Origin of the sequence: Sphingomonas citri (assembly GCF_019429485.1) — a bacterium.
Classification (GTDB): Bacteria; Pseudomonadota; Alphaproteobacteria; order Sphingomonadales; family Sphingomonadaceae; genus Sphingomonas; species Sphingomonas citri.
The window spans coordinates 1,475,406-1,492,846 of sequence record NZ_JAHXZN010000001.1 but is presented as its reverse complement, the minus strand read 5'-3'; the positions used below and the strand labels follow the sequence as shown (position 1 = coordinate 1,492,846).

The 17,441-nt window shown below is 66.6% G+C and carries 13 protein-coding genes and 1 riboswitch; of the genes, 7 read left to right on the top strand and 6 right to left on the bottom strand.

The window, feature by feature from the left end; genetic code table 11:
• Positions 1–126: 126 nt before the first annotated feature.
• Positions 127–2,472 (bottom strand): TonB-dependent receptor, encoded by a 2,346-nt coding sequence (locus KZ820_RS06865; RefSeq protein ID WP_219747813.1) that lies wholly within the window; start codon positions 2,470–2,472, stop codon positions 127–129.
• Positions 2,473–2,553: 81 nt separating this feature from the next.
• Positions 2,554–3,042: a DUF2946 family protein gene (locus KZ820_RS06860; RefSeq protein ID WP_258047764.1), complete on the bottom strand. Its 489-nt coding sequence runs from the start codon at positions 3,040–3,042 to the stop codon at positions 2,554–2,556.
• A gap of 66 nt (positions 3,043–3,108) precedes the next feature.
• Positions 3,109–3,315: riboswitch (cobalamin riboswitch) on the top strand.
• Between the two features lie 100 nt (positions 3,316–3,415).
• Between KZ820_RS06860 and KZ820_RS06855 the strand changes: the two genes are divergently transcribed.
• The 4 genes from KZ820_RS06855 (at position 3,416) to KZ820_RS06840 (ending at position 9,656) form a co-directional block, all read left to right on the top strand.
• Positions 3,416–5,587, top strand: a complete 2,172-nt coding sequence (locus tag KZ820_RS06855; RefSeq protein WP_219747812.1) for a TonB-dependent receptor — start codon at positions 3,416–3,418, stop codon at positions 5,585–5,587.
• A 1-nt stretch (position 5,588) separates the two neighbouring features.
• A complete protein-coding gene (locus tag KZ820_RS06850; protein WP_219747811.1) occupies positions 5,589–7,079 on the top strand; it encodes a PepSY domain-containing protein in 1,491 nt (496 codons plus the stop codon).
• A 219-nt stretch (positions 7,080–7,298) separates the two neighbouring features.
• The gene (locus KZ820_RS06845) at positions 7,299–8,297 is read left to right on the top strand and encodes a hypothetical protein (protein ID WP_219747810.1); all 999 of its coding nucleotides are present in this window, start codon (positions 7,299–7,301) and stop codon (positions 8,295–8,297) included.
• 321 nt (positions 8,298–8,618) lie between these two features.
• On the top strand, positions 8,619–9,656 hold the full coding sequence (locus KZ820_RS06840) for a serine hydrolase domain-containing protein (protein ID WP_219747809.1): 1,038 nt from the start codon (positions 8,619–8,621) through the stop codon (positions 9,654–9,656).
• Between the two features lie 213 nt (positions 9,657–9,869).
• Here the strand turns inward: KZ820_RS06840 and arsH are convergent, their stop codons facing one another.
• From arsH to KZ820_RS06820, 4 genes are read right to left on the bottom strand one after another with little or no spacing between them, the layout of a single operon-like run.
• Positions 9,870–10,622, bottom strand: a complete 753-nt coding sequence (gene arsH, locus KZ820_RS06835) for an arsenical resistance protein ArsH (RefSeq protein ID WP_219747808.1) — start codon at positions 10,620–10,622, stop codon at positions 9,870–9,872.
• Between the two features lie 40 nt (positions 10,623–10,662).
• Positions 10,663–11,949 carry an arsenic transporter gene (locus KZ820_RS06830; protein ID WP_219747807.1) on the bottom strand — a complete coding sequence of 429 codons (1,287 nt, stop codon included), beginning with the start codon at positions 11,947–11,949 and terminating at the stop codon, positions 10,663–10,665.
• Positions 11,949–12,377 carry an arsenate reductase (glutaredoxin) gene (gene arsC, locus KZ820_RS06825; protein WP_219747806.1) on the bottom strand — a complete coding sequence of 143 codons (429 nt, stop codon included), beginning with the start codon at positions 12,375–12,377 and terminating at the stop codon, positions 11,949–11,951. Before arsC ends, KZ820_RS06830 begins: the two co-directional genes overlap by 1 nt.
• A gap of 11 nt (positions 12,378–12,388) precedes the next feature.
• Positions 12,389–12,721 (bottom strand): ArsR/SmtB family transcription factor, encoded by a 333-nt coding sequence (locus tag KZ820_RS06820; protein ID WP_219747805.1) that lies wholly within the window; start codon positions 12,719–12,721, stop codon positions 12,389–12,391.
• A 668-nt stretch (positions 12,722–13,389) separates the two neighbouring features.
• Between KZ820_RS06820 and KZ820_RS06815 the strand changes: the two genes are divergently transcribed.
• The 3 genes from KZ820_RS06815 (at position 13,390) to KZ820_RS06805 (ending at position 17,397) form a co-directional block, all read left to right on the top strand.
• Positions 13,390–13,788 (top strand): VOC family protein, encoded by a 399-nt coding sequence (locus tag KZ820_RS06815; protein WP_308462149.1) that lies wholly within the window; start codon positions 13,390–13,392, stop codon positions 13,786–13,788.
• Between the two features lie 778 nt (positions 13,789–14,566).
• On the top strand, positions 14,567–15,574 hold the full coding sequence (locus KZ820_RS06810) for an SDR family oxidoreductase (protein WP_258047763.1): 1,008 nt from the start codon (positions 14,567–14,569) through the stop codon (positions 15,572–15,574).
• Positions 15,571–17,397 carry a glycoside hydrolase family 15 protein gene (locus KZ820_RS06805; protein ID WP_219747804.1) on the top strand — a complete coding sequence of 609 codons (1,827 nt, stop codon included), beginning with the start codon at positions 15,571–15,573 and terminating at the stop codon, positions 17,395–17,397. The genes KZ820_RS06810 and KZ820_RS06805 overlap by 4 nt, the downstream gene beginning before the upstream one ends.
• Positions 17,398–17,441 lie beyond the last annotated feature (44 nt).

Below are 17,441 nucleotides of genomic sequence, written 5' to 3'. Positions count from 1 at the left end.
GACGGGCGCGTTTGAGCTGAATGGATGGCCGGAGTTGGGCGGCGGACGAGTAGCCTTAGGTGACCGGTATTGGGTCTCCGCGAGAGGCAGGGCGCTGCATACGCCCTCTCTCCTGAACATGCCCGGCTAGATCCCCAACGACACCCGCAGTCCGATCGTCCGCGGCGGACCGACGAGATACGAGAAGTAGCTCGTTGCGGTAGTGTTGCCGGGCGACGTGGTGAATTCCTGGCCGAACACCGGGATCGCATCGAACAGGTTGGTGACGAAGAGGTCGACGCCAATACCGGCACTGGTCCTAACGCCCGCGGTCGCGTCGACGAGGGTGTAGGCCGGGCGCGGCAGCACCTCACCCTCGCCGAAGCCGCTGTTCGAGCCACCCACGTGGCGCGCCGCCGCGAACAGGGTTCCACGCAGGGCACCAGTGACCGCGAAGTCGTAGCTGCCGCGCCCGTTCCAGGCCCAGCGTGGCACGTCCAGCACTCGGGATCCCGCGGCGAGCAGCAGGTTGGGTACGGCGTTGCGGTAGGTGGCATCGGTAAACGAGCCGCCGGCATGAAGCTCCAAACCGGCGAGCGGCGTCGCGGTTACCTCGAGTTCGCCCCCGCGGCTGCGGACGCGGCCGGCGTTGACCGTGAAGGAGATGGTCGTCGCGTTGTTCACGCCGCAGGCGCCCTGAAAGGCCTGCTGATAATCCTTCCAGTCGATCGCGAACGCGGCGCCGTCGATCCGCAGGCGCCCGCCGAGGAAGCTCGTCTTGGCGCCGAGTTCGAGATTGTCGGTCCGGTCGCTGCCGTATGGCGGGGGCACGTCTGGGATGCCCGCGGCGCGCCGTTCCGCGGGCAAGCAGATATCGTCGGTGATCGGCGCGTTGACGCCGCCGGTGCGAAAGCCCTGCGCGAAGCTGGCGTACACCGTCGCGGCTTCGCCCGGCGCGTAGCTCACGGAGAAGCGGGGCGTGACGCCGGTCTCGCGATTGCGCTCCGCGTAATCGTAGGCGAGGTCACCGCCTGCCGGCCCACCCAGACCATACCGCCTGCTCGCCTCGCGCTGGCGGTAACCGAAGACGCGTGCGCCCGCTGCGATCTTGAGCGTTGACGTGACCGCGTAGGTCAGCTCCGCGAAGCCGGCGAGTTCGCTCTCGCTGAAGTCCACGGCGGTGTCCTGGATCACAGGCGGTGCGCTCGCGCCGAGCGGCCCCGGCGCCAAATTTCCGAACAGGTCGGAGACGGTGATCGTGCGGCCGGAGCGCTGGTGCAGGTCGCGGTAGACGCCTCCCATGACGTATTGGAGCGGCCCGGTACCGTCCGATACCAGGCGGATTTCCTGCGTGAACTGCGCTGTGGCGCCCCTGTCGCGCAGAGGGGTGGGGAACAGCCGTCCACCTGGACCCGATCCGACGATGTCCTCGACGATCGGGGAGTCAAACGCGGTGACGTCGAAGGAGAGCCGCGATCGGCGATCCATGTAGGAGCTGTTGGCGGTAAGGTCCGCGCCGCCGAGCGCGTCGACGTGCTGCTCGATCAGAAGCGAGGCAATCACGAAGCGGTCGCGGGCGAACGTGTCCTCGTACCTGGCCTTCACGCGCGCGCGGCGGCCGAACGTCACGTCGCTGTGCGGCCGGTCGGCGTTGCTGAAGGCACTCTGCCAGACGAGGCTGGGGGTGATCGCCAGATCGGGGGTGGGGGTCCAGCGGAGCGCGGCGCGGATTGTGCCGGTCCGCGCCCAGTTCACGTCCTTCTTCACTCGGTCGGTGCCCTGGTTTTCCGTCAGGTTACCCGTGGTCGGACGAAGATCGTCGATCCACCCTCCCTGCCGCACGACACCCCCGCTCACGCGGAGCGCGAGCGTGTCGGCGACCAGCGGCAGGTTCAGCATGCCCTTGGCGTCCCAGCTGGTCTCCCCGTCGCGCACCGCCGAGACACTGGCGGTCGCTCGCCCCGCCGCGGCGGACGCGTCGGGCTGGTTCGTCACGATCCGAACAAGACCGCCCATGGATGACGACCCGAACAGCACGCCCTGTGGACCACGCAGGACTTCGACGCGGGTCATGTCGAAGAGCTGTGGATCCGGTTGCGAGAAGCCGCGCAGCGCGCGCGTCTGCAGCGGCGTCTCGTCGAGGTAGACGCCTGTCGTGGGCGACTGGACGAAGCCGACCGCGCCGATCCCGCGGATGATGTACTGCGAATTGCCGGGCCCGGTGGTCGCGAACGCCAGGCTCGGGACGGCGTCGGCAACGCGGGAGAAGTCGCTCGCGTTCAGCCGCCGCAACGTCTCGTCGGACAGGATGCTGACGCTCGCCGGCACGTCGCGGACGTCCTGCTCCCGCTTCTGGGCGGTGACGATGACCTCTTCGCTGCCATCGCTCCAGAGAACATCGCCGGGTGTAGCAATGCCGCCACGCGCTAGGGCGGGCGCGGCGAGCAGCAGGCACGACGCCGCGGTGCTCGCAAGCTGAAAGGTTTTTAACATGGGGGTACCTCTGACCCGCCCGACCTGATCCGTCGGGCGCACGATGGGTGAGCGCCGTTCCGAACGGCACTGAGTGGCAGGTCAGAGGTAGGCTGGTGGTCCGCGTAGCGGCGGTCTTAGGCGCGCCACGGCTCGCGGTCTGTCGGGCGCACGCCAGAGCATCCCGCCGGCGACCACGAAGGCGATCAGCGCGGCGAGCTGGAGCGGATCGGTCGACGCGAGCGCCGCGCCGGTCATGCCCGCGAAGGCGCAGGGCATCTCCGCTTTGCCGTGACCCGATCCGCGATCATGGTCGGCCATGTCGCCGTGCATCGCCGACATCTCGGTCGCGGCCGCGGGCGGCGGCGCGACGCCCGAACAGACGATGAGCGACAGCCGCCCGTCATCGGCAGCGAGCATATAGCCCATGGGGATCAGCAGCTTCAGCAGCAACGTCAGCGTGCAGAGGAACACGGCGGAGCGGCGATGCGCGAGGAGGTGCCGTATCGCATCCACGAGCTGTGAATACCTCGGGTTGCCAACCATGTCACTGAAGAAGGACCATAGCAGGTGCGCGACGCGCCGCCCCAAGCGCCGCTGTCCGGCAGCTCATATAAAGATATCTTTATATGAGCTTGACGCGCCGCCCTGGCTCGCCGATGCGATGCGGGTCAAGGTTCTCCGGTCGGCTCGCCGCGCCGGAGCTAAGACGGGAAGCCGGTGCGATGCCGGCGCTGCCCCCGCAACTGTAAGCGGCGAGCAGGTGGTCGCTCCGTGTCACTGGTCGCGCTCGCGCGGCCGGGAAGGCCAGACCATCCGCACCGACCCGCGAGCCAGGAGACCTGCCTCGACGCCATAACGTCCACCGGCGGGGTGCCCGGTCTGGTCGCTCGCATGCCGCGGCCGGGCTCCCGTCCGCGCGCGCCGGTGTCTGGTCCGCGTGCCCCGTCCTTCATCGGGGTTTATGAAGATGATCGCCACTTATTGTCCGGCGACGCACGTCGCCGCGCTGCTGCTCGTCACCTGTTCCTCCAGCGCGCTGGCGCGGGACGACGATCGCGTACCGCCGCGTGACGACATTCTCGTGGTCGGCCGCGGCGACGGCGCGCTCTACCGGCCGAGCGCGACCGGCAGCCGCCTCGGCCTCACGCCGCTCGAACTACCCGCCAGCGTGGCCACCGTCGAGGGCGACGCGATCCGCGCGCGCGGCGATCTCACCGTGGTCGAGGCGGTGTCGCGCGCGCCCGGCATCACCGCCGCGGCCAATGCCGGGAACGGCAACACCGCGCTCGCCGCGCGCGGCTTCGTCGGCCAGGGTTCGGTGCTGCAACTGGTCGACGGCATCCGGCTTTTCCCGGTTGCCGGCACGGTCACCTTCCCGACCGATCCCTGGAACGTCGAGCGGATCGAGGTGCTGACCGGCCCCGCCTCGGTGCTCTACGGCCAGGGCGCGCTAGGCGGCGCGGTCAACGTGCTCTCGCGCGCGCCGAGCGACACCGCACGCTACGACGCGGAGCTGAGCTACGGTGCGCAGGACACATGGCATGTCGCGGCGGGCGCGGGCGGTCCGCTCGGCGAGCAGCTCGGCTACCGCCTGGACGCGAGCTACCGTCGTTCAGACGGTTGGGTCGACCGCAGCGACAACCACAGCCTGGCGCTGTCGGGCGCGCTGCGGTTCGCGCCGACCGAGCGGCTCACCCTCACGCTGCGCGGCGACTATGGCGACGTCTCACCAATGCGCTACTGGGGCACGCCGCTGATCGACGGCCGGCTCGACCCGCGCAACCGGCGCCGCAACTACAACGTCGCCGACGCCGACATCCGCTTCCGCGACGATCGCCAGACGCTCGTCGCCGAGTGGGAACTCAGCGACGCGGTGACGCTCACCAACGCCGCCTATCGGCTCGCCAGCAAACGCAGCTGGTACGACCTCGAGAGCTACGCCTGGACGCCGGCGGCCGGTCGGCCGAACGGCGTGATCGAGCGATCGGACAACCTCGGGATCGTTCAGGACATCGCCCAGTACGGCGACCAGGCGAGCGTAAAGCTGAGCGCACCGCTGGGAGGCGGCTTGGCCAACGACCTGGTGCTCGGCGCCGAGGTCAACCGCGTGGCCCTGCGCTACTCGAACAACTTCGCCGTCGCAAATCAGGCTGATGCGGTCGATCCCTTCGACTTTGCTCCCGGCATGCTGGAGGACCGCGCGGCGACGCTGCCGCGCTATCGCACCACCACGACCGAGTGGAGCATCTTCGGTGAGGACCGGCTGCGGCTGTCGCGTCGGCTCTCACTGGTCGGCGGTTTCCGCTACGAGGAGGACGCGGTGCGCCGCCGCAACATCCTCTACGACGCGTCCGGCGCCCCGGCGGGCGAGGCGAACGCCTTCCCGGGCGGCGCGCGCGAGAAGAGGTTCCGCGACGCGACCTGGCGCGTCGGCACCGTCTACCAGCCCACCCGCAACGTCTCGCTCTACGCGCAATATGCCACAGGCGTGGATCCGGTCGGCACGCTGACCACCTTCACCACCAGCGCGACGCAGTTCGCCTTCACCAATGCCAAGGGCGACCAGGTCGAGGCGGGCGCCAAGGCAGCGCTCCTCGGCGGACGCCTAAACGTGACACTCGCCGGCTATCGCATCGTTAAGAACGACCTGGTCGCGCAGCGCGTCGCCAATGGCCCGCTCGAGCAGATCGGGCGGCAGTCGTCGACGGGGATCGAGGCGGCGCTGTCACTCGCGCTGGTAGGCGGTTTCTCGGTTGAGGCGAATGGGACGTTGCTCGACGCACGCTTCGACGACTTTCTCAGCGGCATGGCGGATCTTTCCGGCAACACGCCGCCGAACGTGCCCGAGCGCGCCGGCAACCTGTGGCTTATCTGGGAGAGCCGCGGCGTGCGCGCGCAGGCGGGGTTGCGCCACGTCGGTGCGCGTTTCGTTGACTCGGCCAACAGCGCGCGGGTGCCCGCCTACACCGTCGCCGATGGCGGCCTCTCGTTCGCTGTCACGCCGGCGCTCGCGGCCGACGTGCGCGTCTACAACCTCTTCGACACGCGCTACGTGACCTCGACCTACGGCACGGCGCAGTGGCTGCTCGGCCGGCCGCGCTCGCTCGATGTCGCGCTGCGCGCGCGGCTGTGAGATGGCGCGCTCGTTCCCGCCGCCAGCGGCCAGGCGCTGGCTGTACCTGATCCACCGTTGGATCGGCGTGGCCAGCTGCCTGCTCTTTCTCTTGTGGTTCCTGTCCGGGCTGGTGATGCTCTACGTCCCGTACCCGGCGCTCACCGATCGCGAGGCGTTGGCGGGTCAGCCGCCGATCGACTGGCCCAAGGTGCACCTACCCCCACGAGAAGCCGAGCAGCTCGCTAACCTGCCAGAGCAGCCGCGCGCGATGCGGCTTGAGATGATGGCCGGTCGTCCAGTGTGGCGCGTGACAGGTCGGGGAGGCGAGCTCGTGACGATCGACGCCGATACCGCGACGCCGGTCCGTCATGTAGGCCGCGTCGAGGCGGTGCGTATTGCGTCCGCCTTCGGTCGCGCACAGGTGGCTGCCATCGAGGCCCTGGAGCGCGACCAGTGGACTGTCGCCGGCCGCTATGACCCGCATCGACCGCTCTGGCGCGCGACGCTGGAGGGACCAGGCGGTCGTGCAATCTACATATCGAGCCGCACTGGAGCAGTTATGCTCGACACCGACGCGCACGAGCGCTTCTGGAACTGGCTCGGCGCGGTGCCGCACTGGATCTACCCTACAGCGCTGCGCCAGCATCCGGAGGGCTGGCGGCAGGTGGTAATCTGGGTGGCGGGACCGTGCGTGCTCGCCGCGATCACGGGCATGTGGATTGGGCTGCTGCGCGTTCGGCTCGGCCGACGCCGCTTCAAGGACGGCCGCGTGACGCCGTACCGAGGCTGGATGCTATGGCACCATGTCGCAGGCCTCACAGGTGGCGTGATGCTGACCTTCTGGATCGTGAGCGGGTGGCTGTCGGTCGATCCGGGACACTTCTTCCGGAGCGAAGGCCCGGGCGAAGGCGCCATCCTGCGCTATGAGCGGGCGAAGCTGCCGCCGATCGACGTTCCAGGATTGGACGCGGTGGCACCCCGCCAGGCAGTTCGTCTGGACGTCGTGCGCGCGGCCGGGTTAGTCTTGCTCGAGTGGCGAAGCTCCGACAGGCGCCTCGTCGTCGCTGCTGAGGGCGGGCGTACCTTACCGAACGTCAGCCGCCTTTCGAAGGCGGCGCGGGTACTGGTTCCTGACGGCGCCGCTGCGCGGGTGAGCAGCCTGACCGCGCCCGACTTCTACTGGTATGACGTCGGCAGCGAGCCGCACTTGCCGGTCCTGCGGCTTCGCTTCCAGGATCCGAGCGGGACTTGGCTGTACCTGGATCCGGCCACTGGCGCGGTACTCAGCAGGATCGATCGGCGGGGGCGCGTGTACCGGGTCGCCTACGATCTGCTGCATCGCTGGGATGCTATCCCGTTGGTGATCAATCCACCTGCACGCCGAGCCTGGATCTGGCTCTTCTCGATCGCCGGGGTAGTCACCTCCGTAAGTGGCGTCTTGCTCGGATGGCGACGCGCGTCGCGCACCATAATCCTGCTAAGGCTCAGCGTGCCGCCCCCTTCATCCTAGACCTTAAGGAGATCCGCAGAGCCGGCGTACGAGCCTCGTGCTGCGAGATGAACGAACGGCAAAAGTCGGGGAGCGACTGGGACCTACTAAATGACCGGTTTTGGGTCCTCGGCACGAACGGGCAGGTAGCCGCAAGCGCCCAAAATCGACCAAGCAGCCGATGATTCGGCTGCTGAACACCAGACATACCTTCGTAGCAGCTTTATAAGGCCGTCTCACATGGCAACCGGCCAGGAGCGCGAGATGAAAGTGGTGCACGCCGTTGTCGTTACCGTTTGGGCTTTTTTGGTTCCGGCCTCTTCCATGTCTCAGGGATATGATGCGACCTCGGTGGCGGTGAGGCAGGCGAGTGCAGTTGTGAAGGGGTCGCGGAGCTGCCCGCTTCCCGCCGGCTGGGATACGATCGTCATGCGTAAGCCGCGCTACGTTATCTTTGGTGAGATACATGGAACGCAGCAGGCGCCTGCCTTCGTTGGCAATCTGGCTTGCGCTTTGGCTTCGCGCGGCGAACGTGTCTTAGTCGCGGTGGAGCACTCATCAACGGAAAACACCGCATTTCAGAAGGCATGGCGCCTGCCCCAAGCGCGTTTCGCCTCGCAGCTGGAAAGGGCCGGATGGGCCAGCCGCGATGACGGGGTCGGAAGTGAGGCAATGCTGAGCTTGCTGGTGCATCTGCACCAACTGGCAAGACGCGGCCAGGCGATCGACATCGTAGCGTTCAACGGCGCCAAGGACGACGCTCAGGCCCGCCGATTTTCTCACCTAGCCGGCCAAGGGGCACATGAAGCGGCTCAAGCAGAGAACATCTCAATGGCGGCCTTTGCCAAGCCCTATGATCACGTGCTCGTCCTAGTTGGCAATATCCACGCCAGAAAGCGCGTAGTGGATCATGGCGTTGAAGAATTTAAGCCCATGGCGATGCAACTCGGTGCGAGTGCTACTGTCGTGACACTCGACATGAAAACCGCGGGAGGCACTGCTTGGAGCTGTCAGCAAAATCCCAGTGTTGAGCAAGGAAAAGAACCAGGTAAGCACCTCTCTGCTGATGCAATCGTCTGTGGCAGGTTCCCGGTTGTCGGCAGCAGAGACCTCGACAAGGCGCCGTTCATACAATTGGGAAATTTGCCTGAGGGTGGCTCGGATGCAGATTACGACGGCTTCTTCTGGTTGGGACAGATCAGTTCTTCCCCGCCAGCGGTGTCGGTGGGTCAGCGATGATGGACAGCGAGGACTCACAACGGAACCTGCAGTCCTAAACCAGACTGGCAACTTTCCTCGTACCTCGAGCCGTTTCAAGTAGTTGACCGAAGCCGCCAAACCGGTCGATCGGCCTACATGAATGAGCGACTGCTTTCAGGAAGAGAATGAGCTACCGGGAACGTCCGTAAATGGGTCACCGGTACGAGAGGGCTGCGGATCGCAAGCGATCGATGGCTAAAGCGTACTTCTGATTGCTTGGAATGCGGCTATTCTGCTCGGGTCGGCTTGTCGGCATACGCTTGGGTCGCTATTCTTTGTGGAGGTCTGGGGTTCCTTGTTGTGAAACTGTTGCGCCGAGGTTTTCTTACTGGCATAGCTGCCCTGGCTAGCTCGCGCGGCGTTCTCGCATCGGATATGCGGATCGACGGCGCCGTCGTCGTGACTTGTACAAGTAAGGGCATTTCTGGGATCATCTCGGAAGGGGAAGGCGGCGCCCTACTCGATCCGAGCTTCCGCTGGCACATCGGCTCGAACACGAAGGCGATGACCGCTGCGCTATACGCACGGATGGTCGACCGGGGAGTCTGTCGGTGGGGCACAAGCGTAGGCGATCTTTTCCCGGCGATGCCCTGTCACGCCGCCTGGAACACCATTCGAGTTGAGCATCTATTGAGCCACGCCTCCGGGCTGACCGACAGCGTGGTTGATGGTCCATGGCTCGACCGGTGGCGTGTTGATCGTCGACCCGTGCGTGAGCAGCGCCGCGCCGTCGTCGAGCACATTTTAAGCAGCCCGCCAGCGGAGCAGCCCGGCACATACAGGTACGGCAACCTGAACTATGTGCTGATCGGAGCTGCTGTAGAGGAGGCGGCCAAGGCGCCCTGGGAAGAGGTGCTGCGCGCCGAGATCTTCGCGCCCGCCCGGATGACGGAAGCCGGCTTTGGCGCTCCTCCGCGGATGGGTCCGTGGGGGCGGGAGCTGGTCGATGGAGCCCTGCAGCACGTCGATCCGGTCGGCGTCGCGGACAACCCCGCCGTTCTTTGGCCCTCTGGCGGCGTCAATGTCAGCGCGTCAGCTTATGCCGAGTTTCTGTCGGTCTTCCTGCGCGACGGAGCACCCCTCCTTGAGCCGAACACCCTCTCGCGGCTGCTGACCCCCGTAGCGCCTGAATTGCGATATGCGGGGGGCTGGAGTCTCGACGGACCAACCGGTTCGCCCGCGCGCGTACTGTCGCACAATGGCTCAAACACCCTATGGTTTGCGAGTGCGTTGATCGACCGCCAGCGGGGCCGCGGTTATGCCGCAGTGACGAACTGCGGTGGCGAAAAAGGAGCCGCCTTGACGGCCAGGCTGCTCGAGCATGTGTCGCGTCCCTAGGTTTGGAGCGTTGCCGGTAGCGAGGCTCTCAGGCGGTGGTAAGAGCCAAACACTGAGACATCGAAGTAAGCTGAACGAGCGGCCGGAGCTGGGGAGGGTGAAGTGGGCCGTGAATGTCTGCAGCTTGGTTTCGGCGCGAGAGGGCAGGGGGCAAAATCGCCCAATCTCAGCCATACAGAGCAACGTCGCTCTGACCTAAAAGCTGCCGTTCGTTCAGCTTGAGCCCTGCGGCGCCGTGGCGATGCTCGACAGGTCGGTTGTCGCGTCGATCGGCACGCCGGCATCCTTCCTTTCCGAGTATCGGTCGACCAGCTGGGCGGTGTGGGGGCGCAGCAGGACCGTGAAGCGGACCAGCTCCTCCATCACGTCGACGATGCGGTCGTAGTAGCTGGACGGCTTCATGCGGCCGGTGTCGTCGAACTCATTGAACGCCTTGGCGACGCTGGACTGGTTCGGGATCGTGACCATCCGCATCCATCGGCCAAGGACGCGCAGGGTGTTCACGCTGTTGAACGACTGCGATCCGGCTGACACCTGCATGACGGCGAGGGTGCGGCCCTGCGTCGGGCGCATCCCGCCCATCGACAGCGGCAAGTGGTCGACCTGCAGCTTCATGATGCCGGTGATCTGGCCGTGCCGTTCCGGGCTGCACCACACCTGTCCCTCCGACCACATCGACAACTCGCGTAGCTCGTGGACGGCGGGATGATCGTCGCCGGCCACCTGATCCGGTAACGGCAGGGTGGACGGGTCAAAGATGCGCGTCTCGGCGCCGAAGAAACGCAGCAGGCGTGCCGCCTCCTCGACGCACAGCCGGGAGTAGGACCGCTCGCGCAGGGATCCGTAGAGCAGCAGGAACCGCGGGGGCGGATCGTTCACACCTAGCCCCACGGCAGGCCTGTCGAGCGCGTAGCGGCGGTCGAGCGCCGGCAGGTAGTCTGGGTCAGTGAGGGTGCGGAGGGGCATCAGAAGGGGTTTCCGGTGGGGTTCAGAGGGTTTCCGCAGCTCATCCGGCGTTAATCCGGATCGCCAGTGCGGCGAGCGCGACCAGCAGCACGGGGACGGTCAGCGTGGCGCCGACGCGGAAGTAGTAGCCCCAGCCGATGCGGATGCCCTTCTGTCCCAGGACGTGCAGCCACAGGAGGGTGGCGAGCGACCCGATCGGCGTGATCTTGGGGCCGAGGTCGCAGCCGATCACGTTGGCGTATACCATCGCCTCGCGGACGGCGCCCGTGGCATGGGTCGCGTCGATCGACAGGGCGCCGACCAGGACCGTCGGCATGTTGTTCATGACCGACGACAGCAGCGCGGCGATGATGCCGGTGCCGAACGCCGCACCCCAGACGCCGCCTTGGGCGGAGCGGTCGAGGAGACCGGCGAGATGGTTGGTTAGACCGGCGTTCCGCAGGCCGTAGACGACCAGGTACATGCCGAGCGAGAAGATCACGACCTGCCACGGTGCGCCGCGCAGGACCCTGCGGGTCTCGATGACGTGACCGCGCCCGGCGATGGCGAGCAGCAGGACCGCGCCGGCAGCGGCGACGGCGCTGACCGGAACGCCGATGGGTTCGAGCAGGAAGAAGCCGGCCAGGAGGGCGGCGAGGACCGCCCAGCCCGCCTTGAACGTGCCGGGATCCCGGATCGCGTCGGCCGGGGTGCGGAGCTGCGCGACGTCGTAGCCGGTTGGCACGTCGCGGCGGAAGAACAGCAGCAGTGCGACCAGCGTCGCGGCGATCGACGCGAGATTCACCTGCACCATCACCGAGGCGTAGTCGGCGAAGCCGATGCGGAAGAAGTCGGCCGACACGATGTTGACCAGGTTGGACACGATCAGCGGCAGGCTGGCCGTGTCGGCCACGAAGCCCGCCGCCATCACGAACGCCAGCGTCGCCTTGTCGCGGTAGCCCAGCGCCCGCAGCATCGCGATGACGATCGGGGTCAGGATCAGCGCCGCGCCGTCATTGGCGAACAGCGCCGACACGGCTGCGCCGAGGAGGACGATCAGGACGAACAGTCGTCGACCGTGCCCGCCGCCCCATCGGGCGACGTGCAGCGCCGCCCATTCGAAGAAGCCGGCCTCGTCCAGCAGCAGGCTAACGATGATGATCGCGACGAACGTCGCGGTCGCATTCCAGACGATGCCCCACACCACCGGCACGTCGGAGAGCGAGACCACTCCGGCGAGCAGCGCCACGGCCGCGCCGCCCATCGCGCTCCATCCGATGCCTAGGTCTCGGGGCTGCCATATGACCAGCACGATCGTGACGACGAAGATGGCGAGCGCGACGAGCATCAGGCGACGCGGTGCCCGGAAGCGTCCACGACCTGATCGCCATCCTCCTTCGCGAACGCGCCCCGCTGCGGCTCGGGCAGCAGGTCGAGGACGGCCTCCGACGGGCGGCAGAGCTTCACGCCGAGCGGCGAGACGACCAGCGGCCGGTTGATGAGGATCGGGTGCGCGATCATGGCGTCGACCAGGGCGTCGTCGGTCAGCGAGGTGTCGCCGAGACCGAGCTCGGCATAGGGCGTGTCCTTCTCGCGCAGCAGATCACGGGGCTTGATGTCGGCGCGGTCAATCAGCTCGACGAGCAGCGCGCGGGCCGGCGGTGTCTTCAAATACTCCACGACATGCGGCTCGATGCCGGCGTTGCGGATCATCGCCAGCGTGTTGCGCGACGTGCCGCAGGCGGGATTGTGGTAGATCACGACGTCGACGGCCATGGCGCGTCCTTTCAGCAGCAGGGGGTGAGTTCGGCGAGGAGCGGCGCGTACAGCTCGGGCGAGCCGGCGCAGCAGTCCTTGACCAGGAACAGCGTCAGCGCCCGCAGGCCGTCCAGGTCGGCGTGGTAGATAATGGAGCGGCTGTGCCGCTCGGATCGGACGATGCCGGCCCGCGCGAGGATCCCGAGGTGCGCCGACATGGTGTTCTGCGGCACGTCGAGCTGGCGAGCGATCTCGCCAGCCGCCACGCCGGTCGGCTCGTTCCGGATCAGGAGGCGGAACACGTCAAGGCGGGTGCCTTGAGCGAGAGCCGCCAACGCCGCGATGGCTGATTCGCTATCCATGTATCGAGATTAGCGGATACTAGGACGGCTGCTAGTCATAAATTCGGCACGACGGCGATGTACAATTGCGTGCCGGAAGGCGGACCGGCAGCTAACCTGCCAAAGAGCCGACGTCGCGGGGGAAGAGGCCCACGCTTCGCTGACGCAAGGGCACAGCGGGTTCATGCGAACAACCGATTGGTAGCCGTACAGTACCCGCTCGCTGCCATTGGCTACTGTTAGCCCTGATCAGGAAAAGGCGAGTAAAGCGACGCCTCAAGCTCGATAGCCAATGCCTCGAGCGCTTGTGCAGCTTGCTCAAGCGCTTGCCCCATTGTGTCGCCTCCCAGCTCTGAAGCAAGGGAGCGGTATGCCGCAGCTTCAGCTCTAAGGGCGGCTGGATCACGAACCATGTAAACTTGCTAGCGTTCAACATTTACAGGCACAATGATCAATAAGAGGTCCTCGCGCGTGAGCCATCGCGGAGGAGGCCTCCGCTCGAAGGTATTCTGCGGCTGGCTTAGAGCTGCTGTTTGATCCAGCTGTACCCGCACGATACCAGGTATCGACGTCCGCTTTAAACGCCCAGTAGCGGACAATTTCAGGGAAGGCGTGACTGCGGGTCACGTCCCGGGTAGGGGAGATCGCTAAGGGCGATCGGATTTCGATCAGCCTTCAGGAGAGTATGCGTGCTTTTCCACACCATGATCGGATCGAACGACATTGAACGGTCCAAGCGCTTCTACGACACGGTGCTCGGCACCTTGGGTGCAGGGGAAGGGACGCGGAACATCGCCGACAGCGGCCATACACGTCTGATCTATAATGATGGCGCCGGGACCAACTTCATCGTCAGCGAGCCGATCAACGATGAGCCGGCAAGCGTCGCCAACGGCAGCACCGTCGCCTTTTCCTGCGACTCGCCCGGGCAGGTGAAGCTGCTTCACGATACCGCCGTAGCCGCTGGCGGAACGTCGATCGAAGCTCCGCCCGGACCGCGTGAAACTGCCTCCATGGGCACCATCGAATTGGCCTATTTTCGTGACCCCGACGGCAACAAATTATGCGGAATTCATTTCCCTGCCTAATCCGTTCCGCACGGGTTCGCCTCTGACCCTGGCGAACCTTGTTCCCGCAATCCGGACAGGCCGCTACCCGTTAGAGTCTGGCCTCCATTGGGAACCGCTGTACCCGCTGTACTCGTTGTACCCGCTGTACTCGCCGTACCCGCCATACGGCGCTTTATACTGCGGCGACGCTTGCCGGCCCTCTTCAGGTTCTCGACAGCCTTGAGGGGGCGTCGACACGATGCCCGCTGACCGCGAGCAGCGAGGTAGTCGTCTGCGGCCGAGCCGATCAGGAGCAGTTTCGCCTGCGTCCCCTGGCGGACCACCCGAGACCGAGAGCATCCTGAGCACGCCGCTTCGCCTACACCTCGCGCTAGGAGTCACCTTGGGTGCTGTTGAGGGCGGAGGAGTGGCCGTGCGGGTCGAGTTCGGGCTCGGAAAGAAAAGCGGAAGCCACTAGCCGAAATGTCCTAAGCAGGCCAGCCGGACAGCTGCCACAACGCTCGGAGGGCGCAAGCGCCGAGATTAACAAACGTCCGGAGCTGGGGCGGCGCCAGGTCGCCCTGAGTGACTGGTATTGGGTCAGTACTAAGTGATATTCCGGCCGCTACACCTCTCGCTGAGTCCTGGATCGCCTTTAAAGGTGTGGGCGACAGTGACGGCGAACGGCTGCCAGCTCAAGTGCGGCGCTAACCTGCGGATATGATTTAGAGCAAGGGCGTTGTCGGCTCCGAACCCCAGGTGCGGATCGTGCCGGTCATCCGACCACGGGGCTTCCCACGAAGAAGCGAGAGGCGGCATGGCGGAGACCATAGTGGTGACAGGCGGCAGCGCAGGCATAGGCCTCGCGATCGCCGAGCGGTTCGCGCGCGATGGCTGGCAGGTCGCCATCGTAGCACGGCAGGAGGCACGGCTGCAGCAGGCCAGCGGATTGCTGACGGCCGCTGGCGCACTCAAGGTGCTGGCGATCAGTGCCGACGTCGCGGACGTGACCGCGATCGATGCTGCAGTGGCGCGCGTTGAGGTCGAACTCGGCCCGGTAGCCGCCTGGGTCAACAACGCGATGTCGACCGTCGTCGCCCCAGCGGACCGGATCACCGCCGCGGAATATGAGCGTGTCACCGCCACGACCTATCTGAGCCAGGTCTACGGCACGCTGGCGGCGCTCCGCTACATGAAGCCGAGGGGCAAGGGCGCGATCGTCCAGATCTCGTCGGGCCTGGCGGAGCGACCGGCACCGCTCCAAGCGGCATATTGCGCCGCCAAGGCGGCGGTGACGGGCTTCACCGATTCGCTGCGTGCCGAGTTGATCGCCGACGAGAGCGCGGTCTCGCTGTCGGTCATCTACCTGCCGGCGGTGAACACACCGCAGCCGACCTGGGCGCGCAATCGTAGCGGGCGCGAGCAGATCCTCCCCAATCCGTTGTTCGACCCGCGGCTCTGCGCAGAGGCCGTCCGCGAAGCCGTGGAGCGGCCGCAGCGCGAGTTCTGGGTCGGGCGGTCGACCGCGATGATGGCGATCGCGCAGTCACTCGCGCCGGCGTTCGCGGACCGCCAGGCCGCCAAGCAGATCGAGGCGATGAGCGGCGCACCCGCGCCGGATCGGCAGGGCAATCTCGACAGGCCATACGAGGGTCCTGCCGCCATCGACGGGCCGTCGACTGATCGGGTGCAAGCCGGCCAGTTTCAGATCTTCTCGAGCCGGCAGCGCGACCTGCTCAAGCTCGGCGCGGCGGGTGGTTTGCTCGGCGTTGGCGCCGCAGCCGCCTTTGGTCTGGCACGTATTCCGCCGCGCCAGCGTTCATGAGCGGGCTGCTCGACGCGCTTCGCGGCACGCTCACCGCACCGGCACCTGGCGGCGTTCGGCTAGACGGCTATCTGGCGCTCGAAGACTATGGCGCCCTCGGCGATGGTCGTTCGGTCGCGTTGTCGGGCGCGGACGGCTCGATCGACTGGTGGTGCGTGCCCAATCTCGACTCGCCGCCGCTGTTCGATCGCCTGCTCGATCCCGAGGAGGGCGGCCGCTTCGTCGTCACGCCGACCGACAGCTTCACGGTCGAGCGGCGCTACCGTCCCGACAGCAACGTGCTCGAGACCGTCTTCACCACGGCAACGGGAAGCGCCAAGCTGACCGAGTCGATGAACAGCGGTACCGCCGGCCGTCTTCCCTGGGCCGAGCTGGGGCGGCGGATCGAGGGGCTGAGCGGGTCGATGTGCTTCCGGATGGAGATGCGCCCCGGCCGGCGCGCCGACGGCGCCAGTCCCTACCATTCGACCATCGGCAAGCACGCCGTCTTCCACGTCGGGAGCGTGCTCGGGCTGTTGCTCCACAGCGACGGGATAGCGGTCGCGCGCACCGACGAGGCGGTCACGGCCGAGTTCACCGTGGCGAACGGCCAGCGCGAGGTCGTCGCGATCGTCGCCGGCGAGGACGAACCGCTGGTGGTCCCGACGATTGACCGGATCGACGAGCGCATCGACACGTCCGACGCCGAGTGGCGGGCCTGGTCCGATCGGGTCGAACATAACGGCCCGCATCGCGCCGCGTTCATTCGCAGCGTCCTCGCGCTCAAGCTCCTGCTGTTCTCGCCCTCGGGCGCGATCGCCGCGGCCGCCACGACGTCTCTGCCGGAGGGTGTCGGCGGTCACAAGAACTACGACTATCGCTACGCCTGGATCCGCGACGCGGGCTATACCATCAAAGCCTTCCTCGCGGCAGGTGCGCAGGCCGAGGCCAAGGCGGCGTTCAGCTGGCTGCTCAAGCGACTGGCCGAGCATGGCGCGCGTGTCTGCTACACGCTCGACGGCGCCGTCGTGCCCGGGCTGCGCGAGATCGAGGTGCCGGGCTACCGCCGCTCGACGCCCGTGCAGGTCGGCAACGCCGCGACCGATCAGCACCAGCACGGCATCTATGGCGACATCTTCGAAACCGCGGCGCGCTTCGTCGCCTGCGGCAACATTCTCGACGCGTCCAGCGCCGAGCTGCTCTCGCACCTCGCCGACCAGTGCGCCGACGCGTGGCGCAAGAAGGACGCCGGCATCTGGGAGCTGGAGGAGCCGCAGCATTACACCATGTCGAAGGTCAGCTGCTGGCAGGCGCTCGCGCGCGCGGTCGAGCTGGCGGACGAGGGACAGTTACCCACCACCTGCCGCGAGCGCTGGTCACGCGAACGGGACCGGATCGCGGGCTGGATCGATGAGCATTGCTGGTCTGAGCCGAAGCAGGCCTTCGTCTTCTATCCCGGAAGCGACAGGCTCGACGCCTCGCTCGCGCTCATGGTGCGCTTCGGCTTCGACGGTCGTGAACGGCTCGAGAAGACCCTCGACGCGATCGACGCCGAGCTCGGTGCCGGCCCCTATCACTACCGCTACAGCGACGTCGCCGCCGAGGAAGGCTGCTTCCTCGCCTGCACCTTCTGGATGGTGGAGGCGCGCGCCTTGCTCGGACAGCGCGACCGCGCCGAACAGTCCTTGGTGGCGATCACGCGGGCAATCGACCGCGGCGTCGGCGTCATGAGCGAGATGGCCGATCCGCGCTCCGGCGCGTTCCTCGGCAACCTGCCACAAGGCCTGTCGCACCTCGCGCACGTCATGGCGCTCGATGTGCTCGCCGCCGAGGACGACTGCTGACGCCCATCCGCTTCATTTTCCTTGGTCCCCCACACAAGCTGGAG